Source organism: Streptomyces sp. NBC_01717 (genome assembly GCF_036248255.1).
Taxonomy (GTDB): domain Bacteria; phylum Actinomycetota; class Actinomycetes; order Streptomycetales; family Streptomycetaceae; genus Streptomyces.
The window spans coordinates 9,176,386-9,194,904 of record NZ_CP109178.1; the positions used below are offsets into that span (position 1 = coordinate 9,176,386).

The 18,519-nt window shown below is 69.3% G+C and carries 15 protein-coding genes and 2 pseudogenes; 10 read left to right on the forward strand and 7 right to left on the reverse strand.

The genetic code is table 11. The annotated features are described in order from the left end of the window. Positions 1-17: 17 nt before the first annotated feature. Positions 18-194 carry a hypothetical protein gene (locus OHB49_RS41480; protein ID WP_329166839.1) on the forward strand — a complete coding sequence of 59 codons (177 nt, stop codon included), beginning with the start codon at positions 18-20 and terminating at the stop codon, positions 192-194. Between the two features lie 235 nt (positions 195-429). Here the strand turns inward: OHB49_RS41480 and OHB49_RS41490 are convergent, their stop codons facing one another. Then, positions 430-1,692 carry an MFS transporter gene (locus OHB49_RS41490; RefSeq protein ID WP_329166180.1) on the reverse strand — a complete coding sequence of 421 codons (1,263 nt, stop codon included), beginning with the start codon at positions 1,690-1,692 and terminating at the stop codon, positions 430-432. A 134-nt stretch (positions 1,693-1,826) separates the two neighbouring features. Between OHB49_RS41490 and OHB49_RS41495 the strand changes: the two genes are divergently transcribed. The 3 genes from OHB49_RS41495 (at position 1,827) to OHB49_RS41505 (ending at position 4,845) form a co-directional block, all read left to right on the forward strand. Continuing rightward, positions 1,827-2,762, forward strand: coding sequence for a LysR family transcriptional regulator (locus OHB49_RS41495; protein WP_329166181.1), 936 nt, complete (start codon positions 1,827-1,829; stop codon positions 2,760-2,762). 761 nt (positions 2,763-3,523) lie between these two features. After that, complete coding sequence (locus OHB49_RS41500) at positions 3,524-4,333, forward strand: hypothetical protein (RefSeq protein ID WP_329166182.1); 810 nt, start codon at positions 3,524-3,526, stop codon at positions 4,331-4,333. 233 nt (positions 4,334-4,566) lie between these two features. After that, positions 4,567-4,845, forward strand: a complete 279-nt coding sequence (locus tag OHB49_RS41505; RefSeq protein WP_329166183.1) for a glycosyltransferase — start codon at positions 4,567-4,569, stop codon at positions 4,843-4,845. Positions 4,846-4,971: 126 nt separating this feature from the next. On the opposite strand, the gene OHB49_RS41510 is transcribed toward OHB49_RS41505, so the two are convergent. Next, entirely contained in the window at positions 4,972-5,472 is a 501-nt protein-coding gene (locus OHB49_RS41510) for a MarR family winged helix-turn-helix transcriptional regulator (RefSeq protein ID WP_329166184.1), read from the reverse strand. A 129-nt stretch (positions 5,473-5,601) separates the two neighbouring features. Here OHB49_RS41510 and OHB49_RS41515 point away from each other — a divergent pair, with 129 nt between their 5' ends. The 3 genes and pseudogenes from OHB49_RS41515 to OHB49_RS41525 all read left to right on the forward strand — a co-directional run bounded on the left by OHB49_RS41515 (position 5,602) and on the right by OHB49_RS41525 (position 9,223). After that, positions 5,602-6,117: a YceI family protein gene (locus OHB49_RS41515; RefSeq protein WP_329166186.1), complete on the forward strand. Its 516-nt coding sequence runs from the start codon at positions 5,602-5,604 to the stop codon at positions 6,115-6,117. Between the two features lie 668 nt (positions 6,118-6,785). Next, positions 6,786-8,225, forward strand: coding sequence for a cytochrome ubiquinol oxidase subunit I (locus OHB49_RS41520; RefSeq protein WP_329166188.1), 1,440 nt, complete (start codon positions 6,786-6,788; stop codon positions 8,223-8,225). Continuing rightward, a pseudogene (locus OHB49_RS41525) lies at positions 8,222-9,223 on the forward strand (cytochrome d ubiquinol oxidase subunit II). Before OHB49_RS41520 ends, OHB49_RS41525 begins: the two are co-directional and overlap by 4 nt. Before the next feature lie 351 nt (positions 9,224-9,574). Here OHB49_RS41525 and OHB49_RS41530 read toward each other — a convergent pair. Together OHB49_RS41530 and OHB49_RS41535 are read right to left on the reverse strand one after the other, a co-directional pair. Further along, a complete protein-coding gene (locus OHB49_RS41530; protein WP_329166189.1) occupies positions 9,575-11,107 on the reverse strand; it encodes an ATP-binding SpoIIE family protein phosphatase in 1,533 nt (510 codons plus the stop codon). 178 nt (positions 11,108-11,285) lie between these two features. After that, positions 11,286-12,716: pseudogene (locus OHB49_RS41535) on the reverse strand (PP2C family protein-serine/threonine phosphatase); the annotation flags it as partial. Here OHB49_RS41535 and OHB49_RS41540 point away from each other — a divergent pair. Together OHB49_RS41540 and OHB49_RS41545 are read left to right on the forward strand one after the other, a co-directional pair. Next, positions 12,645-13,310, forward strand: a complete 666-nt coding sequence (locus OHB49_RS41540; RefSeq protein WP_052190202.1) for a response regulator — start codon at positions 12,645-12,647, stop codon at positions 13,308-13,310. The pseudogene OHB49_RS41535 and the gene OHB49_RS41540 sit on opposite strands and share 72 nt — an antisense overlap. Beyond that, positions 13,307-14,392, forward strand: coding sequence for a sensor histidine kinase (locus OHB49_RS41545; RefSeq protein WP_329166190.1), 1,086 nt, complete (start codon positions 13,307-13,309; stop codon positions 14,390-14,392). Before OHB49_RS41540 ends, OHB49_RS41545 begins: the two co-directional genes overlap by 4 nt. A 230-nt stretch (positions 14,393-14,622) precedes the next feature. Here OHB49_RS41545 and OHB49_RS41550 read toward each other — a convergent pair whose 3' ends face one another. Continuing rightward, positions 14,623-14,772, reverse strand: coding sequence for a hypothetical protein (locus OHB49_RS41550; protein ID WP_329166191.1), 150 nt, complete (start codon positions 14,770-14,772; stop codon positions 14,623-14,625). 470 nt (positions 14,773-15,242) lie between these two features. On the opposite strand from OHB49_RS41550, the gene OHB49_RS41555 reads away from it, so the two are divergent. Next, on the forward strand, positions 15,243-16,526 hold the full coding sequence (locus OHB49_RS41555) for a hypothetical protein (RefSeq protein WP_329166192.1): 1,284 nt from the start codon (positions 15,243-15,245) through the stop codon (positions 16,524-16,526). Positions 16,527-16,904: 378 nt separating this feature from the next. Here OHB49_RS41555 and OHB49_RS41565 read toward each other — a convergent pair whose 3' ends face one another. Then, complete coding sequence (locus tag OHB49_RS41565; protein ID WP_329166802.1) at positions 16,905-17,402, reverse strand: signal peptidase II; 498 nt, start codon at positions 17,400-17,402, stop codon at positions 16,905-16,907. 255 nt (positions 17,403-17,657) lie between these two features. Beyond that, positions 17,658-18,515, reverse strand: a complete 858-nt coding sequence (locus OHB49_RS41570) for an aldo/keto reductase (RefSeq protein WP_329166193.1) — start codon at positions 18,513-18,515, stop codon at positions 17,658-17,660. Positions 18,516-18,519: the final 4 nt, after the last annotated feature.

The following is an 18,519-nucleotide window of genomic DNA, read 5'->3' on the forward strand; positions in this document are numbered from 1 at the left end:
CCGAGGCGCCCCTCACCATGACCGACAAGGGCCCCGACACCGTCACCGACGTGGTCGTCACCCTCGACGGGCTCCAGCGCCTGCGCGTACCGGATGCTGTTCCCGCACCCGAGGCCACGACCCGCGCCCAACTGCGTCGGCAAGCAGGCTCCCTGGCTGCCGGAAGTCACGCACCTTCAACGTGTCCTGAGTGAGTTCATCGGCCGCTCGGGGGTCGGAGCTGAGGTGGGCCACATGGCGCCGGACGTCGCGGTGCAGGGAGCGTACGAACTGGCGGCCTCGGTGACTGTGGCTGTGGAGTGCGGGATTCGCCGGGCGCACCGGCCACGGTGGAGGTCGTCGCGCTCATGTCCGAGCTGTACGCCGAGGGACAAACCGATCCGACGGAGGGCGGCGCAGCCCCACCGAGGTGACGGCCGTGGCGGCCTGTCAGGTGCGGCTCGGTGTCGGCTCGGAGAATGGCGCTGCCGCGCGGCGGGGGAGCAGCAGCGGGGTTGCCAACAGGAGCACGCCGGCCAGGCCGATGGCTGTGCGCGGGCCGAGCAGCACGCCGAGCACGCCCCAGACGGCTGTCAGGAGCGCGGTCGTGGCCTTGGTCGTCACCGCCCAGGCGGACAGTGTGCGGGTGATCCGGTCGGTCGCGGTGCGTTCGAGGCGGTAGGTGGCGTAGACGGGGTTGAAGACCCCGCAGCAGAAGATGAGTCCGAGCTCGATGCCCATCACCAGCAGCAGCCCTCCGGTGCCCGGCCCCAGAAAGGCGAGGCCGATGGGCCAGAGCGCGCGCAGCGCCCCGGTCACGATCAGGACCCGGTGCTGCCCGAACCGGGTGACGAGAGGCCGGGCCAGCCGCGATCCGAGCAGCCCGCCGATCGAGGGCGCGGCGAAGGCGAGGCCGTACTGCCACGGTGCGAACCCGAGTTGGCCGAGCATCAGGACGGCCAGCAGTGGCTCGGCGGCCATCACCAGGCCGTTGAACAGGGCAGTGTTGAAGAACAGCGGTCGCAGTGTCGTGTCGGCGAGGAGGTACCGCCAGCCGTCGAGCAGGTCCCCGGCCCGCATGCGCGCGGCCTCCCGGCGCTCGGGTCGCTGCTCGTGCCCGCCGGTCGCCCGGATGCCCAGGGCCGAGAGCAGGTAGCTGACCGCGTCGGCGACCACCGTCGCCACCGGACCGAGGAGCCCGATCGCCGCGCCGCCCAGCGGTGGTCCGATGATCGTGGTCGTCCAGGCCGTGGACTCGAACCGCGCGTTGGCGACGAGGAGGTCCTTGGCCGGCAGCAGCGTCTTCAAGTACGCGCCGGAGGCGGCGCGGAAGGTGATGTCGGCCGCCGCGACGACGACCGAGACCAGCAGGAGCTGAAGGAACGTGAGGACACCGAGCGCGAACGCGGCGGGGATCGTCAGCAGCGCCGCGAACCGCACCAGGTCCATCGCGATCAGTACCGGCCGCTTGCGGCGGAACTCCACCCACGGGCCGAGCGGCACCGCCACGGCCGCGCCCACCGCAGCCCCCACGGAGGAGAGCGCGGCGACCTCGGCCGGTCCGGCGTGCAGCACCCGGATGGCGATCAGCGGGAACGCACCGAAGGCGAGCCACGTGCCGAGCGCGCTGGTCCCGTACGCTCCCCAGAGCCACCCGAACCGCCGCCCCAGCTGTTGTCCGAGCAGATCTCCCAGCCGGTGCCCGCTCCTCATGCCCGACGCCCCTCGCCACTCACCCTGCACAACCGATCCGCGATCGGAAGCATCAAAGCGAGCATCACAACCAGGAATCAAACAACCGCAGAGCCATCGGCCACAACCAACGGTTGTGTCCATAGGGTGTCTGCATGGATCTCGACACCGTCCGGACGTTCGTCGCCGCCGCCGACGCGGGGCAGTTCCAGGAGGCCGCCGCCGAGCTGGCAGTCACCCAGCAGGCCGTCTCCAAGCGCATCGCCGCGCTGGAGCGCACCCTCGGCGTGCGGCTGTTCACGCGCACCGCGCGCGGCGCCGAGCTGACCATCGACGGGCAGGCGTTCCTTCCCCACGCGCGCGAGCTGCTGCGCGTCGCCGAGCGCGCGGTCGCGTCCGTGCGCACCGGCCGCCGTCCGCTGCGAGTCGACGTGATCGCCTCGCGCGGCGCGGCGGCGGGGCTGCTGCGCGGCTTCCACCGCGCGCACCCCGAGATCGACCTGGACGTGGTGATGCTGTTCGACATCGAGACGGCCGTCGCCGCCATTCGGTCCGGTGCGATCGACGCGTCCTTCCGTGCCGTCGCCGTGCCCGGCCGGCCCCTTCCCGAGGACATCGAGTCCGTCCGGGTGCTCGACGAGCCGCTCCAGCTCCTCACCGGTCCCGCCCACGCGCTGACGGCCGCCCGGTCGGTGCCCCTCGCTCAGCTTGCCGGGCACCGGATCTGGATGCCCGGCATCGTCCCCGGTACCGAGTGGGCCGCCTACTACGACGACCTCGTCGCCGAGTTCGGCCTCACGATCGAGGCGACCGGCCCCAACTTCGGCTCCGACGCGCTCCTCGACACCATCGCCGACACCCCGGCCCTGGCCACCTTCATGGGCGGGCACACCCGCCTCGTCTGGCCCGCCGGCCACGGGCTGCGCCGTATCCCGGTGACCGATCCGACGCCCGTCTACCCGCACTCGCTCCTCTGGCACCGCGACAACCCCCACCCGGCGCTGGCCACCCTCCGCGCCTACCTCGCCGCCACCGCGGCCGGCCACGACGCCGCCGGGACCTGGGCGCCGAGCTGGGTGATTCCGCGCTGAACGCCGCCGCGTCTTCGAGCATCGTGGCCGGATCGACGGACGGGGACTCGGGGGCAGGCGTGGCCATTGGCACACTCCGGCTCTCCCCTTGAGTACGCCTCACCCAAACAACACCCTCGCTCTTGACCGGCAGCAGAGGTCGGTGCCTCTGTCCACTGAGCCGCCGAGCGAGCTATCCCCGCCGTCCGGGCTCGGCAATGGACTGCCGGCCCGTGATACGGCGCCCACTGGCCACCGGTCTCCCGCAGCCTGCCGAACTCGGGCAGGACAAACCCCGTCAAGTCTCTCGGGAGGACCGTTCACGCCGAGTGATGAACAGGGCGTTGATGGTGGGGACGCGTCGGAGGCAGTTGCGGCTCCTGCTTTGATCGCTGCCCAGAGTTCGGTGGTGATCGACCCCGAGGACGGGCCGGACGGCCCCTGCCCCAACTGCCGGCCTCGTTGCCTGCCCTGGCCCGCGGCGCGCTTCATCACGTCCTCGGCGACGGATCCGAGCTGGCCCAGGGCTGGGTAGACAGCACCGCCGCAACCCAATGGCGCCAAAGTGTGCAGCTGATCCTTCGTACGCTCGACCAGCGGCGATCACTCACCGTGGCAACACCACAAAAGTCGGGCCAAAACCCGAGTTTCGACAGCACTGTGCTTGCCTCGGGCCGACTGAGACACGGTGTCGTCGCTCCTCCGGATCGTTCGCCGCAGCGCGCGTCTTGCCGATCACCCCAGACCGGCACAGCCCGAAAGAGACGGCCTAGAGTGGCGAAATGCCTCTGCCTGCCGACCGCACCGCCCTGGACCTGCTCGACGCGCACCTCGAGGCGCTCTGGGACGGAACAGACCTCCCGCTCCCGCAGGGGCCGGTCTGCCTTGCAGCGGAAGGAGGGGGCGAGCTCGCCCGCTGGGCCCTCGACCAGCTCCTACGTATCCCCTGCGAACCGAAGGACACCTTCGTCCGCCAAGTCGGCGGCCTGGTGGCGGAGTTCCGCTCCCGTCGCTGTCCCTGGAACGCGGCGGCGCTGCGGCTGCTCGACGACACGTACACCTTCGTGGCTACCGGCCCCCGGCTGCACGAGCACTGGGCGCACGACGTCCACGCCGTGCTGCACCGGTCGGTCCCTGACCCCAGGGGCTGGGTCCGACTGGACTATGACCGCACCAACGCCGCCCGCCACACAGTGCCTGCGTACCCCTTCGACCCCCCGAGCGCATCAGAGTTCCCCGACCACCTGTACGCCCTGGAAGCGGAGGCGGCAGTCGCCGCGCTCGCCATCATGGCCGAGGAATGGCAGTCGGAGCCCGCCCCCGTCCGCTCCCGCCCGGACCGGGACGCCGTGCTGGCGGATGCCCGAACCCTGCTCGACCGGTACGGGCCCACCGCGCGCTACTGGACCAACGCGACAGCCGCCGCCTCTGACCCGGCCCCGGACTTCCTCGCAGCAGGCCTCCAGGGCACCAAATCCCATGGCTTCGTCACCTCCGAGTACCTCAACGGCGTTGACCTCTTCGAGGACCTGGGCCTGATCGCGGTGACCGACAACGAGGTGGGCGTCTTCTGGTCGTTCGGGGCGTACTGACAACGTTCGACTCGACCAGGCGTCAGAAACGATGTCCGGCAACTGCAGGTGCCGCATGGCACCGTCTCCACTGCCGATCTGCTCTCTCGGGCGTGGGGTGACCGACAGGGATGTGGAGGGTGTTGAGGGCCTTGAGGGAACCGGGTAGCGAGGTATCGTCCGGCAGCCTGAGCGGTTGCTGATCACGCAGGCGCTCGGCACCGATTCGCCGGGTGCTGGCTGGACTCCAGAGCGTGGTGGTGACCATCGGTGCGTGCGTCGCCCCCACCGAGATCGGGCCGTTGCCTGACCACATCCGGGTTGAACAGTTCATTTCGCAGGAGCTGATTCTGCCCGAGTGCGATCTGGTCGTCTCGCACGGCGGCTCCGGCAGCCTCATGGGAGCGTTCGCCCGCGGTTTGCCCTCGGTCCTGCTCCCCCTCGGCGCGGACCAGCCGACAACGCGCAGCGGAGGCTTCCACGCAACTCGCGCTCTGGCGCCCGACGGTGGGTATCGTCCCACAGCTCAGTGACGCTGGCGGTGATGCGGGCGATGCCCGGTTCCGTCTCCGAGGGCCGTTGGACCGGCTGTGATGGGCGGGTCGGGTTCCGGAGAGTTGTGATTGAGAGGGTCGAGGCCGGGCCTGGGGCCCCGGGCACTACGTGTTGTCCTCGGCATCCGTCGACTTCGGTAGCAGGCTGTGCATCATCGCGCAGTCGTGCTGGCCCTCCAGGCTCTTGATGGCTCGGGTGACGGCGTCGGCCAGCGCGCCGGAGGCGTCTCGGAGGAGTTGCCGTGCCTTGTCGGTGAGCGTCACCTGGATGCCCCGCCGGTCGCCGCAGGCGGTGCTGCGGGTGATCAGTCCGGCGTGCTGGAGGCAGGCGACCTGGTAGGTGAGTCGGGTCTTGGGGCGGCCGAGGCGTTCGGCGATCTGCGTCATGCGCAGGCCGGTGGCGGGCCCGTCGGCCAGGAGGCATAGCACGAGGAACTCGTCGTGGGAGACCCCGAGCGACTCCTTCACGCGGGAGCGCAGTTGCTGCTCGATCGCGCCGGCCGCGGCCAGCAGCCCCATCCAGGCCCGGAGTTCGGGCGGCAGCAAGGCGGACCCGCCGGTCGCGTCATGTCCGGGCAGGTCGGCGGGGACGGGGACAATTGCCATGATTCCAGTGTACCTGTTGTTCAAATTTGGAGTATCGGCTAGCCCCCAGTCATCCAAATTTGGACGACTGGGGGGCGTCGCGCCCCGCCTCCGGTCCGTTCACCTCAGGCATCCCATCAGGAGGACCGCATGTCCAGTGCAGTCGAAACCGGCACCTGGCAGCTCGACCCCGCCCGTTCCACTGTCGGTGTCCGACACAAGACGATGTGGGGCATGGTCACCGTGAAGGGCAACTTCACCGGTCTCGCGGGTGGGGGTGAGGTCGGCCCCGACGGTTCCGCGAGCGGTTCGATCACCTTGGACGCCACCTCCCTGGACACCAAGAACGCCAAGCGCGACACGCACCTGCGATCCGCCGACTTCTTCGACGCGGACCGGCACCCCGAGCTCACCTTCGCCGTGGGCAGCGCGACTACCGGGGACGACAAGACGGTCCAGGTCGCCGGTCAGCTGACCGCGCGGGGCATCAGCCGTCCACAGGCCTTCACCGCTCACCTCACCGAGGCGAGCGCCGACGCAGTCACGCTCACGGCGGAGTTCACCGTGGACCGGGAGCAGTTCAGCATGGGATGGAACCAGCTGGGCATGATCCGCGGCCGCACCACCGTCACCGCATCCCTCCGCTTTGTCCGCGCGACATCCTGAGAGAGTCCCGCCTGGCCGAGGCAATGCTGTCGGCGTATCAAGTCAGCCGCCAGGTTGGCGTGGCGAGGATGCGCGCGGACGCGGCCGCCCGTCGGCCATGGGTGCGATTCACCCCGGTGACGGTGCCGCTCCCGCTGCACCCCAAGCCTGCGGAGCACTCCCGCGGTCCGGCGTCGCCGGGACGTGGGCAGGACGCGCCCGCAATCGGCGAGAGCGGCGGGGGTGGCATCAAGACCTGCCGGAACCGGTACGTCAACTTTGAGCACGCGCTGGGCCGTTCGCAGAGGCCGACATCGTTCCGCACGTGGCCTACGCGCTGGTGACCGTCGCCGTCGTCAGGGGTCTGGAACCTGGCCCGCCCCATCACACCGGCGGGATCCGCACGGGAGTAGGGGAGTGCGGCGCCGCGCTCCGGCACAACCTGTGCTCATGACCGACGAGCACGCGGAAGGGGCTCGGGCAACTTCGAGCAGTCCCTGATCCGCCAGGCCTGGGCCGGCCTCGAGGTGTGCGGCTGCTTCACCGAGCCTCCTCCGAGCGTCGCCGGTTCCCTAACCGCGCCAGGCCCCAGGGGGGCGAGGGTCTTGGGGTGATCCGCTCGGGTTAAAGAGCCTGGTGGGGCCGTGTCGGCACGCGCCCCGATCACACCGGGCGCGAGGATGCGGGGCATGCCGTCAGCCTCATGCGCCACCACCGCAGTGCTGCAGGCGCTGGCGTCCGCAGGTGAGCCGTCACAGTTGCTGCCAGCTCGTGAACAGATGGCCTTCACCCTCGGCTTCCACATCATCATCGTGCCGTTCGGTGTGGCCTTCACCTTCCTGATGCTCCTCGCCAACCATCGAGGACTGCGCCGCGGCGACAAGCAGGCCATGCTCCTGGCACGCCGCTGGTCGAAGGTTGCCGCAGTGCTGTTCGCGGTGGGAGCCGTGTCCGGCACCGTACTCACCTTCGAACTGGGCATCCTGTGGCCCGGACTGATGGGGCGGTACGGCGCCGCCTTCGGGTTCCCGTTCGCCATCGAGGGAATCTTCTTCTTCCTCGAAGCGATCTTCATGTCCTTCTACATCTACGGATGGGACCGGCTGTCGCCTTGGGCACACTTCTGGACCGGTGTCCCGGTGGTGATCTCCAGCCTCGGCGGTGCCTCGGCCGTGGTGGCTGCCAACGCCTGGATGAACCAGCCCGGCGGCATCACCATGCGTGCGGGCCGCATCGTCGACGTCAGCCCGGCCAAGGTGTTCTTCAACGGCGCGTTCTGGTTCGAGACGATCCACATGCTGCTGGCGGCCTACATCGTCGCCGGCTTCGTCGTGGCCGGGGTGTACGCGGCGGGGATGCTCAAAGGAAGACAGGACGCCTACCACCGCACCGGCTTCCTCATCGGCTTCGTCGTGGCCGCCGTCACCGTACCCGTGCAGATCTTCGTCGGGGACCTGGTCGCCCGTCAGGTATTCCACTCCGAACCGGCGAAGTTCGCCGCCATCGAACTGCTTCCCGACTCCGGCGATCACGTCCCCGAAACACTCGGTGGTGTCCTGATCGACGGGAAGGTCCGCTACGGGCTGCCGATCCCGGACATGGCATCGCTGCTGGCCGGGTTCCGCCCCAGCACCCATATCGACGGGCTCGACGCAATCCCCGCACCGGTGCGCCCCAGCGACGCGGGCGTGAGCATCGTGCACTTGGCGTTCGACATCATGGTGGGCGCCTCCATGGTTCTGCTGGCCCTGTCCGTATGGTTCGCCTGGCTGTGGTGGCGCCACCGCCGCGTCCCCACCAACGTCTGGTTCCTGCGGTGCGCCGCGCTGTCGGGCGTGGTAGCGCTGGTCTCCCTGGAAAGCGGCTGGGTGGTCACCGAAGTCGGACGGCAGCCGTGGACCGTGGTCGGACTGCTGCTGACACGGGACGCCGTCACCACCCACGGCAACCTGTGGCCCTTCTTCGGCGCGACCGTGATCATCTACGCCACCGTTGGTACAGGTGCCCTGCTGGTTCTGCGTGCCTTGCGCCGGCGATGGGCGGCTCAGGGCGACGACGACGTCCAGGTCCCCTACGGACCCGAAGTCCCTGTTGTCTCCGCCGCGAGCCCGGAAAGCCGAACGCCATGACCGATGCGATCGGCGTCATCCTGTTCGTTGGAGTCATCGCCTACGCCGTCTTCGGTGGTGCCGACTTCGGCGCCGGGTTCTGGGATCTGACCGCGGGCGGAGCCGAACGGGGCAGCGCCCCCCGCTCGCTCATCGACCGGTCCATCGGCCCGGTCTGGGAAGCGAACCACACCTGGCTCATCTATTGCCTGGTAGTGCTGTGGACGGGTTTTCCGCCCGCCTTCGCCGCCATCACCACGACGTTGTACATCCCGCTCGGCCTCGCGGCACTCGGCATCGTCCTGCGCGGGTCCGGCTTCGCCTTCCGCAAAGTGACACTGCGCACCGCGCAGCAGCGTCTCACCGGGGTCATCTTCGCGGTCTCCTCGGTGCTGACGCCGTTCTGCTTCGGCGGCATCGCAGGGGCCGTCGCCTCCGGCCGCGTCCCCAGTGCCGGCGGCGGCGCCCCACTGTCCAGCTGGCTCAACCCCACCGGTGTTCTGGGAGGTGTCCTGGCGGTCGTCGTATGCGCCTACCTCGCTGCCGTTTTCCTCTCCTCGGCTGCCACGCATCCGTATCCGGATGAGGCTCTGCACCTGTACTTCCGGCGGAGGGCACTGGCGGCAGGTATCGCGGTGGGCATCGTCTGACTGGCAGGCGTCTTCGTCCTGCATGTGGACGCACCGCGTCTGTTCCACCAACTCAGTACCCGCGGACTGGCTCTGCTGGTCGTGTCCGCCGCAGCCGGACTCGCAGCCCTGGCCACGCTCAAGGCCCGTCGGGCGCGCCTGTCGCGGTCGTTGGCGTCGCTGGCCGTGGCCACGGTGATCGCCGGATGGGGCGTCGCCCAGTATCCGTACCTCCTGGGCACCCACCTGTCCTTGACCCAGGCCGCGGCTCCCGACTCGACCTTGTGGGTGCTGGTCGCTGTGGCCTGCACTGCGGCCGTGCTGATCGCTCCCTCCCTGGCCGCCCTGTACGTGCTTCACGAACGGGACCGGCTGACTTCCTCCGCCTGACCTCTACACGCGCCGTGCCCGGACACTCCAGCAGCCACGACCGCTTCGCCGAAAACTGCCGGCTCACGCGGCCATGAAGTGGTTCTGGGACGCCTACGCACCCCGCGTGGCCGACCGCAGCAGTCCGCTGGCCTCCCCGCAGCGCTGGACGGGCTGCCGGCGAACGCTTCCAGCTCAGAAGCGCGTTGATGGAGAGGCCCGTCATCGGCGAGGGCGGTGTGGCCGACGTCAGCAGCACCACGATTTCGAAGGGCATCGTGGTGCGACTGGAACCGGCCGGCACGCAGGTCTGAGGGGCTCACACAAAAATCGCCGGCTGCGTCTGTGCCGCGCCCGGAAGGTAGGACGAGCTCAGGCCGCGGTGGTGGGCTGGTCGGGTGCGGGTGTGTGCTCGGCCCAGATGGTCTTGCCGTGGTGGTTGTGGCGGGTTCCCCAGCGTTCGGCGAGTTGAGCGACGATGAACAGTCCGCGTCCGTTTTCGTCGAGGGTGCGGGCCCGGCGCAGGTGTGGTGAAGTACTGCTGCCGTCGGCGACCTCGCAGACCAGGCTCCCGGCGTGGTTGATCAGGCGCAGCTGGATGGGGGGTTGGGCGTGGCGGATGGCGTTGGTGACCAGTTCGCTGACGATGAGTTCGGTGGTTGGGGCGGCATCCGTCAGGCCCCAGGCGGTCAGTTTTTCCGCGATGTGGGTGCGGGCGTGGGAGACGGCGGCCGGGTCGGCCGGCAGGTCCCAGGTGGCGACGGAGCGGGTGTCCAGAGCGTGGGTGCGGACGGCGAGGACAGCGGCCTGGTCGTGGTGAGCGTGGAGCAGGGCGTCGAGGGCGGCTCGGCAGGTGGCGTCCAGGCAGGACTGAGGCTGGGCGAGTGCACTGAGCAGCTCCTCGCCGCCGGGTTCATGGGCGCCGTTGCCGGTGTTGGTGTACAGCAGGAGCAGGCTGCCCTCGGGCAGGTCTATCTCGGTGGCTTCGAAGGGCAGGTCTGTCTGTCCCAGGGGTGGGCCTTCGGGCAGGTCGATGACTGTGACCGTGCCGTCGGGTGCGATGAGGGCGGGTGAGGGGCTTCCGGCGCCGGCGAGTGTGCAGCGGCAGGACGCGGGATCGTAGACCGCGTACAGGCATTGGGCGCTGACGGTGCCGGTGGGCCGGGTGTCGTGACCGGGACGGTTGTCGGGGCGGAGACGGGCCAGGACATCGTCGAGGTGGGTGAGCAGTTCCTCGGGCTGCAGGTCGATGTCGGCCAGGGTGCGTACCGCGGTGCGGAGTTCGGAGGCGGTGGCGTCAGCGCCCGGCCCGGATACGGCGCCGGCGACCAGTCCGACCCGGGTGCCGGACAACGGGATGGCGTCGAGCCAATGGGCACGCGTGCCGAGCCGGCCGGACCCGGTCCGGTAGTAGCCGGCCAGCTCCACCACCGCCGGTTGCGGCAACGCTTCGGGAAGGACGCCGCGTGGTGAGGCCGGAACCGCACGCGGTGTGCCGGGGGCGCTGCCGGGCTGCGTGCCGGGCGGGCAGGGCAGGCTGGGCGGGTTTCGCGTGGCGGTGGCGGGCGTGTGCAGCAGACGCGGCCGCGCCCAGCAGATGACGAGGCCGAAGGCGAAGGACAGCGCGACCGCGGTGATGACGACCGCCCGACCGCCTTCCGATACCCCGTGGATGGCGAAGCCGTAGATGGCGACGGTGACAGCCAGCGTGGAGCCTCCGATGATCAGGGAACGCCGCAGAGGCAGAAAGGCGGCGGCCGCGACGGGGACGAGCACGGAGAACCCCGACCAGCGGACAAGACCGCCTGCGGAATCCTGGAGCTGCACGGCGCACGACGCACCGACGTAGGCGATGAGCAGCGCACACAGCCCCTCGTTCAGTCGAGTGACGGTCATCATTGTCATTCGCCTTTCCATGGATGGTGTGTCGCGCCGGGAACATCCGGCGCGTCACGGCGTGGCCTGCGCGGGGTGGGGGCGCTGGGGGGGAGTCCGGACCCTGGCCGGTGTCCGGCGCGGAGGTGCGCTGGATGGCCACCAGGGCGAGGTCGTCCTGCAGGCGTCCGCCGGTGTGGGTGTCCACGTCGTGGTTGATGTGCCGCAGCAGGCTGTGCGGGCATTCCCAAGGCCAGGTGGAGGCCCGCTCGAGGATCGGATAGAAGCCGCCGGTGATGTTGCGGGCTTCGATGACGCCGTCGGTGTAGAGCAGCAGGGTGTCTGCAGGGCTGAACTCGAAGGTGTCGACGTTGTAGGTGCCGGGAGATGTGCTCGCCAGCCCAAGGGGTGGTGCGGGATGAGGTATGGGCAGGGCGGCCACCTTGCCGCGGTGGTCCCTCAGGGGTGAGGGGTGCCCGCAGCTGATGACCTGGACGAGAGGAGCCTCGTCGGGGATTTCTACCAGGAGCGCGGTGATGAAGCGTTCGCTGCTCTCGGGGTCGCTGTCGGTGAGCTGCGCCAAGTGCCTGCGCACGCTGCTCTCCAGGGCGGCGGTCAGTTCAGGAAGGGTGGCGTGCTGGTAAGCGGCCTCGCGGAAGGCGCCGAGAAGGGCGGAGGCGTCCTCCACGGCGGGCAGGCCCTTGCCACGGACATCGCCGATGAGGAACCGGGTCGTCCGGCCGGTCCGGGCGACGGCGTACAGGTCGCCGCCCACCTGGGCGTGCGCCGCGGCCGCCCGGTACGTACAGGCGACGCGCAGCGGACCCAGCTGCCGGGGCAGGGGGCGCAGCACGACCCGCTGGGCCACCTCGGCCACCGCGCGTACCTGGGTCAGTTCCCTCAGGTCACGGTCGTGCAGCGCCCGGGCGACGACGACGAAACCCGACACCACCAGCAGGGCGCCGATGTGGATCGGCAGGAGTGGCGAATGCAGCAGGCCGTCATGGCGGTCGATGACAAACATTGCCGCGCTCGCGGCCAGGGCGGTACCCGCGATGAAACGGGAGCCGGCGAACGCCGCCGTGGAGGTGGGCGCAGCGACCAGAAGAGGGGACAGATGGATGGTCATAGGGGCGAAGGTGGCGCACAGAGTGATGGCTGTGATCAGCGCCACCGGGACCGCAGCCTGAGTGAGGATGCCGCCCGCCGGCAGGCGGCACGGGAGGTGCCACAGATGCCACCCGCGGCCGCCGTCGGTACCCACCTGAGTGGCTGGACGCCCCGGCCTGCGGGTGCCGGTGCCGACACGGGGGAGTGGGAGAGCGGATCGGGTCATGAGGAGCTGCCTCAAGGGAGAGAGGATGCAGAAGCAATCCCTTTGAGCATCCGCCCCGACGACGTCGGGCACATCGGTGCCGACCCGCACTGCGTATCCGTAGGACCCTGCACCTGCACCGCAGGTATTTCCGTCCGCGGCTGCGCCATCCCCGCGCACCTTCCTGCGGGTTTCCCGCACATGCGCCGACAGCGGCTGCCTGACCGTCACAGCGGATCTACCGTTGCAGCTATGGATGCCCCCAGCTCCCCCCCGTCCCGGCAAGGGCCCCCGGGGACCACCGTCGTACTGGCCGACGATCATCTGGTGGTCCGGGCCGGAATGCGGTTGTTGCTGGCCCAGGACCCGGCCTTCCGGATTGTCGCCGAGAGCGCCACAGTCCCTGACACCCTCGATGCCGTTCGCCGGACCCGTCCGCGGGTGCTGGTCCTGGACCTGACCATGGCCGGCCAGTCGAGTCTGCCCATGATTCCCGAGCTGCTCACCGTTTCACCCGGCACGCGGATCCTGGTCCTCACGATGCAGGAGGATCCGGCGTTCGCCCGGGAGGCGCTGCGCACCGGCGCGGCCGGTTACCTGCTCAAGGAGGCAGCCGCCGAGGAGCTGAGGGCCGCCGTACACCAGGTCGCCGGCGGTGCGACGTACGTCCAGCCGGTGCTGGGAGCCAGGCTCGCCGTCGAGGCGCCGGGCCCGGTGGACCAGGAGTCGCTGACCCCACGCGAGGCCGAGGTCCTGTCGCTGCTGGCGCTGGGCCACACCAATCAGGAGATCGCACAGCGTCTTTATGTCTCGGTCCGGACGGTGGAAACCCATCGTGCCCGGATCCGGGACAAGCTCGGCAAGGACACCCGGGCAGAGCTCATCGCCGCGGCCCGCGAGCGTGGCCTGGTGACATGAGGGGACTGCGCCGGTCCCGATGGGGCCTTGCCCTGCAGGTAGCGGGAACCTGTCTGCTCGCGGCCGCGGCGGCCCTGGAGATCACCGACCAGCCGCTGCCCTCCGAGCTGGCCCTGTCCCTGGCCGCGGCCACCCCGTATCTGGCGGCAGCGCCGCTGTACACCGCGGGACGCCGGACCTGGATGGTCGTGGCCGGCGCCATCGCGCTCATGCTCGCCGTGGCCAGCCTGGTCCGCATCACTGAGCAACCGCTGCTGAACGCCCTCCACGTGCTCCCGCTTCTCCTGGTCGCGTACACGGCCTCCACCATCCGCAGCGCAACCCACCGTGACCGGGGCCTGCAACGTGAACGTGTCCGAGCCCGCCATGACGGCGCAGAGCGCGAACGCCGCCGCTGGGCCCGTGAACTGCACGACGACACCCTCCAGGAACTCGGCGCCGTGCAGGTGGTGCTCTCCGCCGCGGCCGCCGACGGCCGCTCCGAGGCCATGCGCAGCGCCATCGAGCAGGCACGCTCGCTGGTGGGTAACCAGATCACCTCGCTGCGCCACCTGATCACGGATCTGCGTCCTTTGGTCCTGGACGAACTGGGACTGCGCGCGGCCCTGGAGGCGCTGTGCCGACGCACCTCGGAGACCTTCGGTATCCGCGTCGATCTCCGGATCGATCCGCAGGACACCGGCATCAGCGACCGGCTGACCTCAGAAGCACAGGCCCACGTGTACCGCATCGTGCAGGAGGCCCTGACCAACGCGGTGAAACACGCCCAACCCACTCGGATCACTGTCGGTATGGAGGCGGGCCGCCATGTGATGACGCTGACCGTTACCGACGACGGGCACGGAATGTCCCAGCCACCGGACTCCAGACGCTGGCCGACCCTGCGCGCGGCCACACCCCCGGCCTCCACCGTGCGGGGAGTGGGGCTCTCCGCCATGCACGAGCGCGCAGACCTCATCGACGCCCGGCTCACGCTCCGCAGCGTTCCTGGGAAGGGCACCACCATCATCCTGAGAGTGCCCCTTGCCCCTCGGCGCGAAGGTCACGCACAGCCTTCAGGCGGAGATCTTGGCACGGAGTAGCGCCTCCGGCGGTCAGGTGGAGAGGCAACCCCACCCTGTCCTTCGAGCCGAACTGCCGCCCATTGCCCTGGTCAGAAGTCATCCGCTGTCAGGCGGATGTTCAGCCCGGGCACCGTGGGCCCGGACCGGTACCACCCCGCTGAGGGCGGGGAGCTGCGTCATTTGACCAGACGTGAGAGCCCGGCCAGGAGGCATTGAGCCCTCACAAGAGTACCTACGTCAGGCATCGGTCAGCCCGAACGATCCACCTTCTCCAGTACCTCGGCGATGTTGGCCCGGTACGTCCGCAGCGCCTGCAGCCCGGCGGCGTAGCGGTCGCGATGCCGTGCGATGTCCGCGGCCTGCTTCTGCGCCCGTACGGCGTGCCAGAGCTCGGCCATGGTGGCGGCGCTTGCAGGTGACGTCCGCGACGGCGATGGCCCGCTCCCGCTGCGTATGCCGGGTGTTGCCGTCGCTGTCCCGCTGCCAGGCGTCGTCCGTGTATGCCGCGACGGGGTCGCGATAGCGGGTGAATCCCTCGGCCCCGGCCCCAGCGACTCGTCCACGTACACCGAGCACGCCAAGCGACAGAAAGCTCGATCAGGTGACACCTACTGACCAAAGTCACAGCTCTGCGGGCGACTTCGAGGTCTCAGGGGCTACGTCGTCAAGGACGGCGAGACGATCTACCTGCACTTCGGCTCCACGGACGGCCTCGTGGAGAGCATGCCGAACGCTGTCGCTGAAGTCGAACGAAGCCAAGGGAGTGATGACACACCCATCATGACAGGTCAGAGGGTGATTTCGTAGGACGAACGGCACAGGTCAGCGGGCTTGTTCGGCCTTCTCCGGGACACCCAGAATCTCCGTTATGAATCTCTCGGGGAAAGTCGATCAGGACGACATCGTGCGGGCGCGGAATGTACTGCTCGCGTCGGGACGCCGCACTCCACGTGAGGAAGTCGACGCCTACCGGGTGCTAGCCCAGGTCAGCCCCGTCTCCTACCTGCCGCGCTTGGTCAAAGCCCTGCAACGCCTGAGTTACGACACCAGCGCGGGCGAACGGCATGCAGCCTGTCTCGCATTGCGCGAGGAGGCGGTGGCTGCGGCGCGGGCCATCGATCCGGCCGAACCTGCTCGTGGGGATCTTCTGTACGAGGCACTCGACTCGTGCCAGAGAGAGCTGTACACCCTGGGCCGACGCGCCGAAGGGCTCGCCATGCGCGCCGAGATGCTCGCCATCGGCCGCGCGCAGGCCGAACTGTCCCGAGACCCTGCGGTAAAGGGGCTGCGTGACTGGGCTGCCGGTCTCTCCGAGGAAGGCCGCTGTGCCGAGGCTGCCGATGCCCTCACCGAGTGGGTGGCGGCGATCCTGCCCGACGGGCCCGGTAGTGGGGGTCTCGCCTGGTCACTCCTGGAGTGGATCGCCGCTCTCGATGACGCCGGCCGGTCCGGCGAAGCACTCGCCGCGTTCGAGACTCTCGTCAGCATGCAAGCGGTTGAGGCCGCGAACGACCGTGGCCCGATGGCCTGCCATCTCTACTCACTGATCGGGTATGCACAGATGCTCGACACCTGCGGCCGAGGCGAGCAGGCGGCCGCCGTACGGCAAGAGGCACTTGCCTTGCTGACGGGGTTGGCCGCCACGGGTGAGCGCAAGTCCTGGAGTGGCTATCAGGCGTCCTACTGGGCGGTTCTGCTGTCCTTCTCCGGCGCAGACAGCGAGCGGCCGACGTCCGGTGGACCGCGTCCGCCTTCGGGGGCGACGCCCATGCAGTGGTCCCCCGATGCCAAGCGGCGCTACTTCGACAGCCGTATCGCTCTGCGGGAAAGAGTGGACACCCTTGCTCCGCGAGCCACCGAAGATCCGGACCTGCACCTGGCCGAACTGGTCCGACTGCACCGGGTCCTGACCGTCCGCTCCGCTGTCTACTGGGAGCACCGGACCCATTTGTTCGCGGATCGAGTGCGCCCCCTGTTCGATGACGGAGTGAGCCTGGCCCGCCGGCTGTCCCAGCACCACCCGGCAGACGGAACCCCGACACTGGCCAAGATCCTGATAGACCGATCGACGTTCCACACCGCCGCCGGCGAGTTCGGGCCCGCCCTCGATGACTTCTGTCAAGCCCTGAGCTACCTGGGGGAGGCCGACTGACGCGAGTCAGCCGACGTCCGCATCAGGACTCGTGCGAACGAGCAGCTCGCGCCAGGTTGAGGAAGACACAGTCCACAACGTGCCATAGCCGGGACTACCAGTACGGGCGCAGAGGAGCGTCCCCGGCGGCGCTCGGGCAGGAAGAAAGCTGGACTGCTTCCGGGCGGTGATCGATTCCTCGCGCGTCCGCGCGGGCCGGGCTCGGCCCAAAAGCGGGCCCAGCCCGGCCGACCGCGCACGTCCGGACAGCAAGCACCACATCATCGTCGACGGGCAGGACATCCCGCTCGCGGTATCCGCACCGCCGACAGCCGGGCCCGCTTCCCCCGGGGCAGCTCCCGGTGCGTCGGCCGGGGGGCAGCGGTCTGCGCTGCGTTGTCACCGCTCCAGCGCACGACTCCCGAGGCCGCTCGTAACGACGGTGCGCATGGGAACACCACGGAAGGTCTGGATGAGGACGACTGCGGCACCGGCGGTCACACACTGGTCGGCGAGGTTGAAGATCCCTGACTCGCCGATCTGGATGAAGTCCAGCACGGCGCCACGACCGAATCCGGGGGTGCGGAATATGCGGTCGGCGAGGTTGCCGCCGGCGCCCGCGGAGATCAGTCCGAGGCCGACCGCCCAGCCGGTGGACCGGATGGAGGGGGCGACCCGGGCGATGAGGATGAGCACGACGATAGCCAGGAGCGTGAAGACCAGGGTTGCGCGGGGCGCGAAGGAACCGGCCGCTCCGGAGTTTCGGAAAGCGGTGAAGGTCACCGCACCGCCCAGCAGGTGCCTGGGTTCATGGCCCTCGACGACAACCGCGGCGATCGCCTTCGTGATCTGGTCCACGGCGAATCCTGCCGCCGCAATCTTCCAAAGCAGATACATCCGCTGCACCGCCCACCTCCTGATCGCCGGCTCCTCCACCGAGCGTACGTCGCTGACGATCAGCAGCTACGAGCCGTGATCGACGTGATGTAGTTGTAGCCGATCACCGGCTTGCAGCTCTTGCGCAGGTCGGTAGTGGCCCGCCGGGCCAGAGATGGAGTCCCAGGCCGTGCATGGTTGCCTCCGTGCGGCTCGAGCGTGCAGGTATGGGTCCGGGTCTCGATCCCTGGACTCGGGGTCTGAGCCGGAGAAGGTTCAGATGGCGTCGAGTCGGGCGAACTCTTCCGGGGTCAGGATCAGGTCGGCTGCTGCTGCTGAGTCGACCGCAGTCGCGGGGCGGCTGGAGCCGGGAATCGGGATTACGACGGGCGAGGTCGCCAGCATCCAGGCGAGGCAGACTCGTTGGGGGCTGACGCCATATGTCTGCGCCACGGTGGTGAAGGGCAGGTACTTGAGGCCCAGACGACGGGCGTTGGAGATCCCGCCGAGCGGACTCCAGGGCAGGAAGGCGATACCCAGTTCGGTGCAGAGATCCAGTTCCGGACGGCTGGAGGGAAAAGCGGGAGAATACTGATTCTGGACACTGGCCAGTCGGCCACCGAGGATCTTGTGGGCGAGCCGGATCTGATCCGGATTCGCGTTGGAGATCCCAGCCATCCGGATCTTTCCTGCGTCGAGCAAGTCGGCCAGGGCTCCGATGGAGTCGGCGTAGGGCACCTGGGGATCAGGGCGGTGGAACTGGTAGAGACCAATCGCCTCCACGCCCAGCCGAGTCAGAGACAGCTCGCAGGCACGCTTGATGTGCTCGGGCGAACCGTTGACCGTCCAGGTGCCGTCACCTGGCCGCAAGTGACCGCCCTTGGTAGCCACCAGCACCTCAGAACCGGCGCTGTGCGTGGAGAGGGCCTTGGCGATGAGGGTTTCGTTGTGCCCGACCTCATCGGCGCCGACGTGGTAAGCGTCAGCGGTGTCGACGAGAGTCACACCGGCGTCCAGCGCGGCATGGATGGTGGCGATGGAGCGAGCTTGATCAGGCCTGCCTTCGATCGACATCGGCATTCCCCCCAGCCCAATGGCGCTGACCTGGACAGAGCCGATACGGCGAGTCTGCATGGTG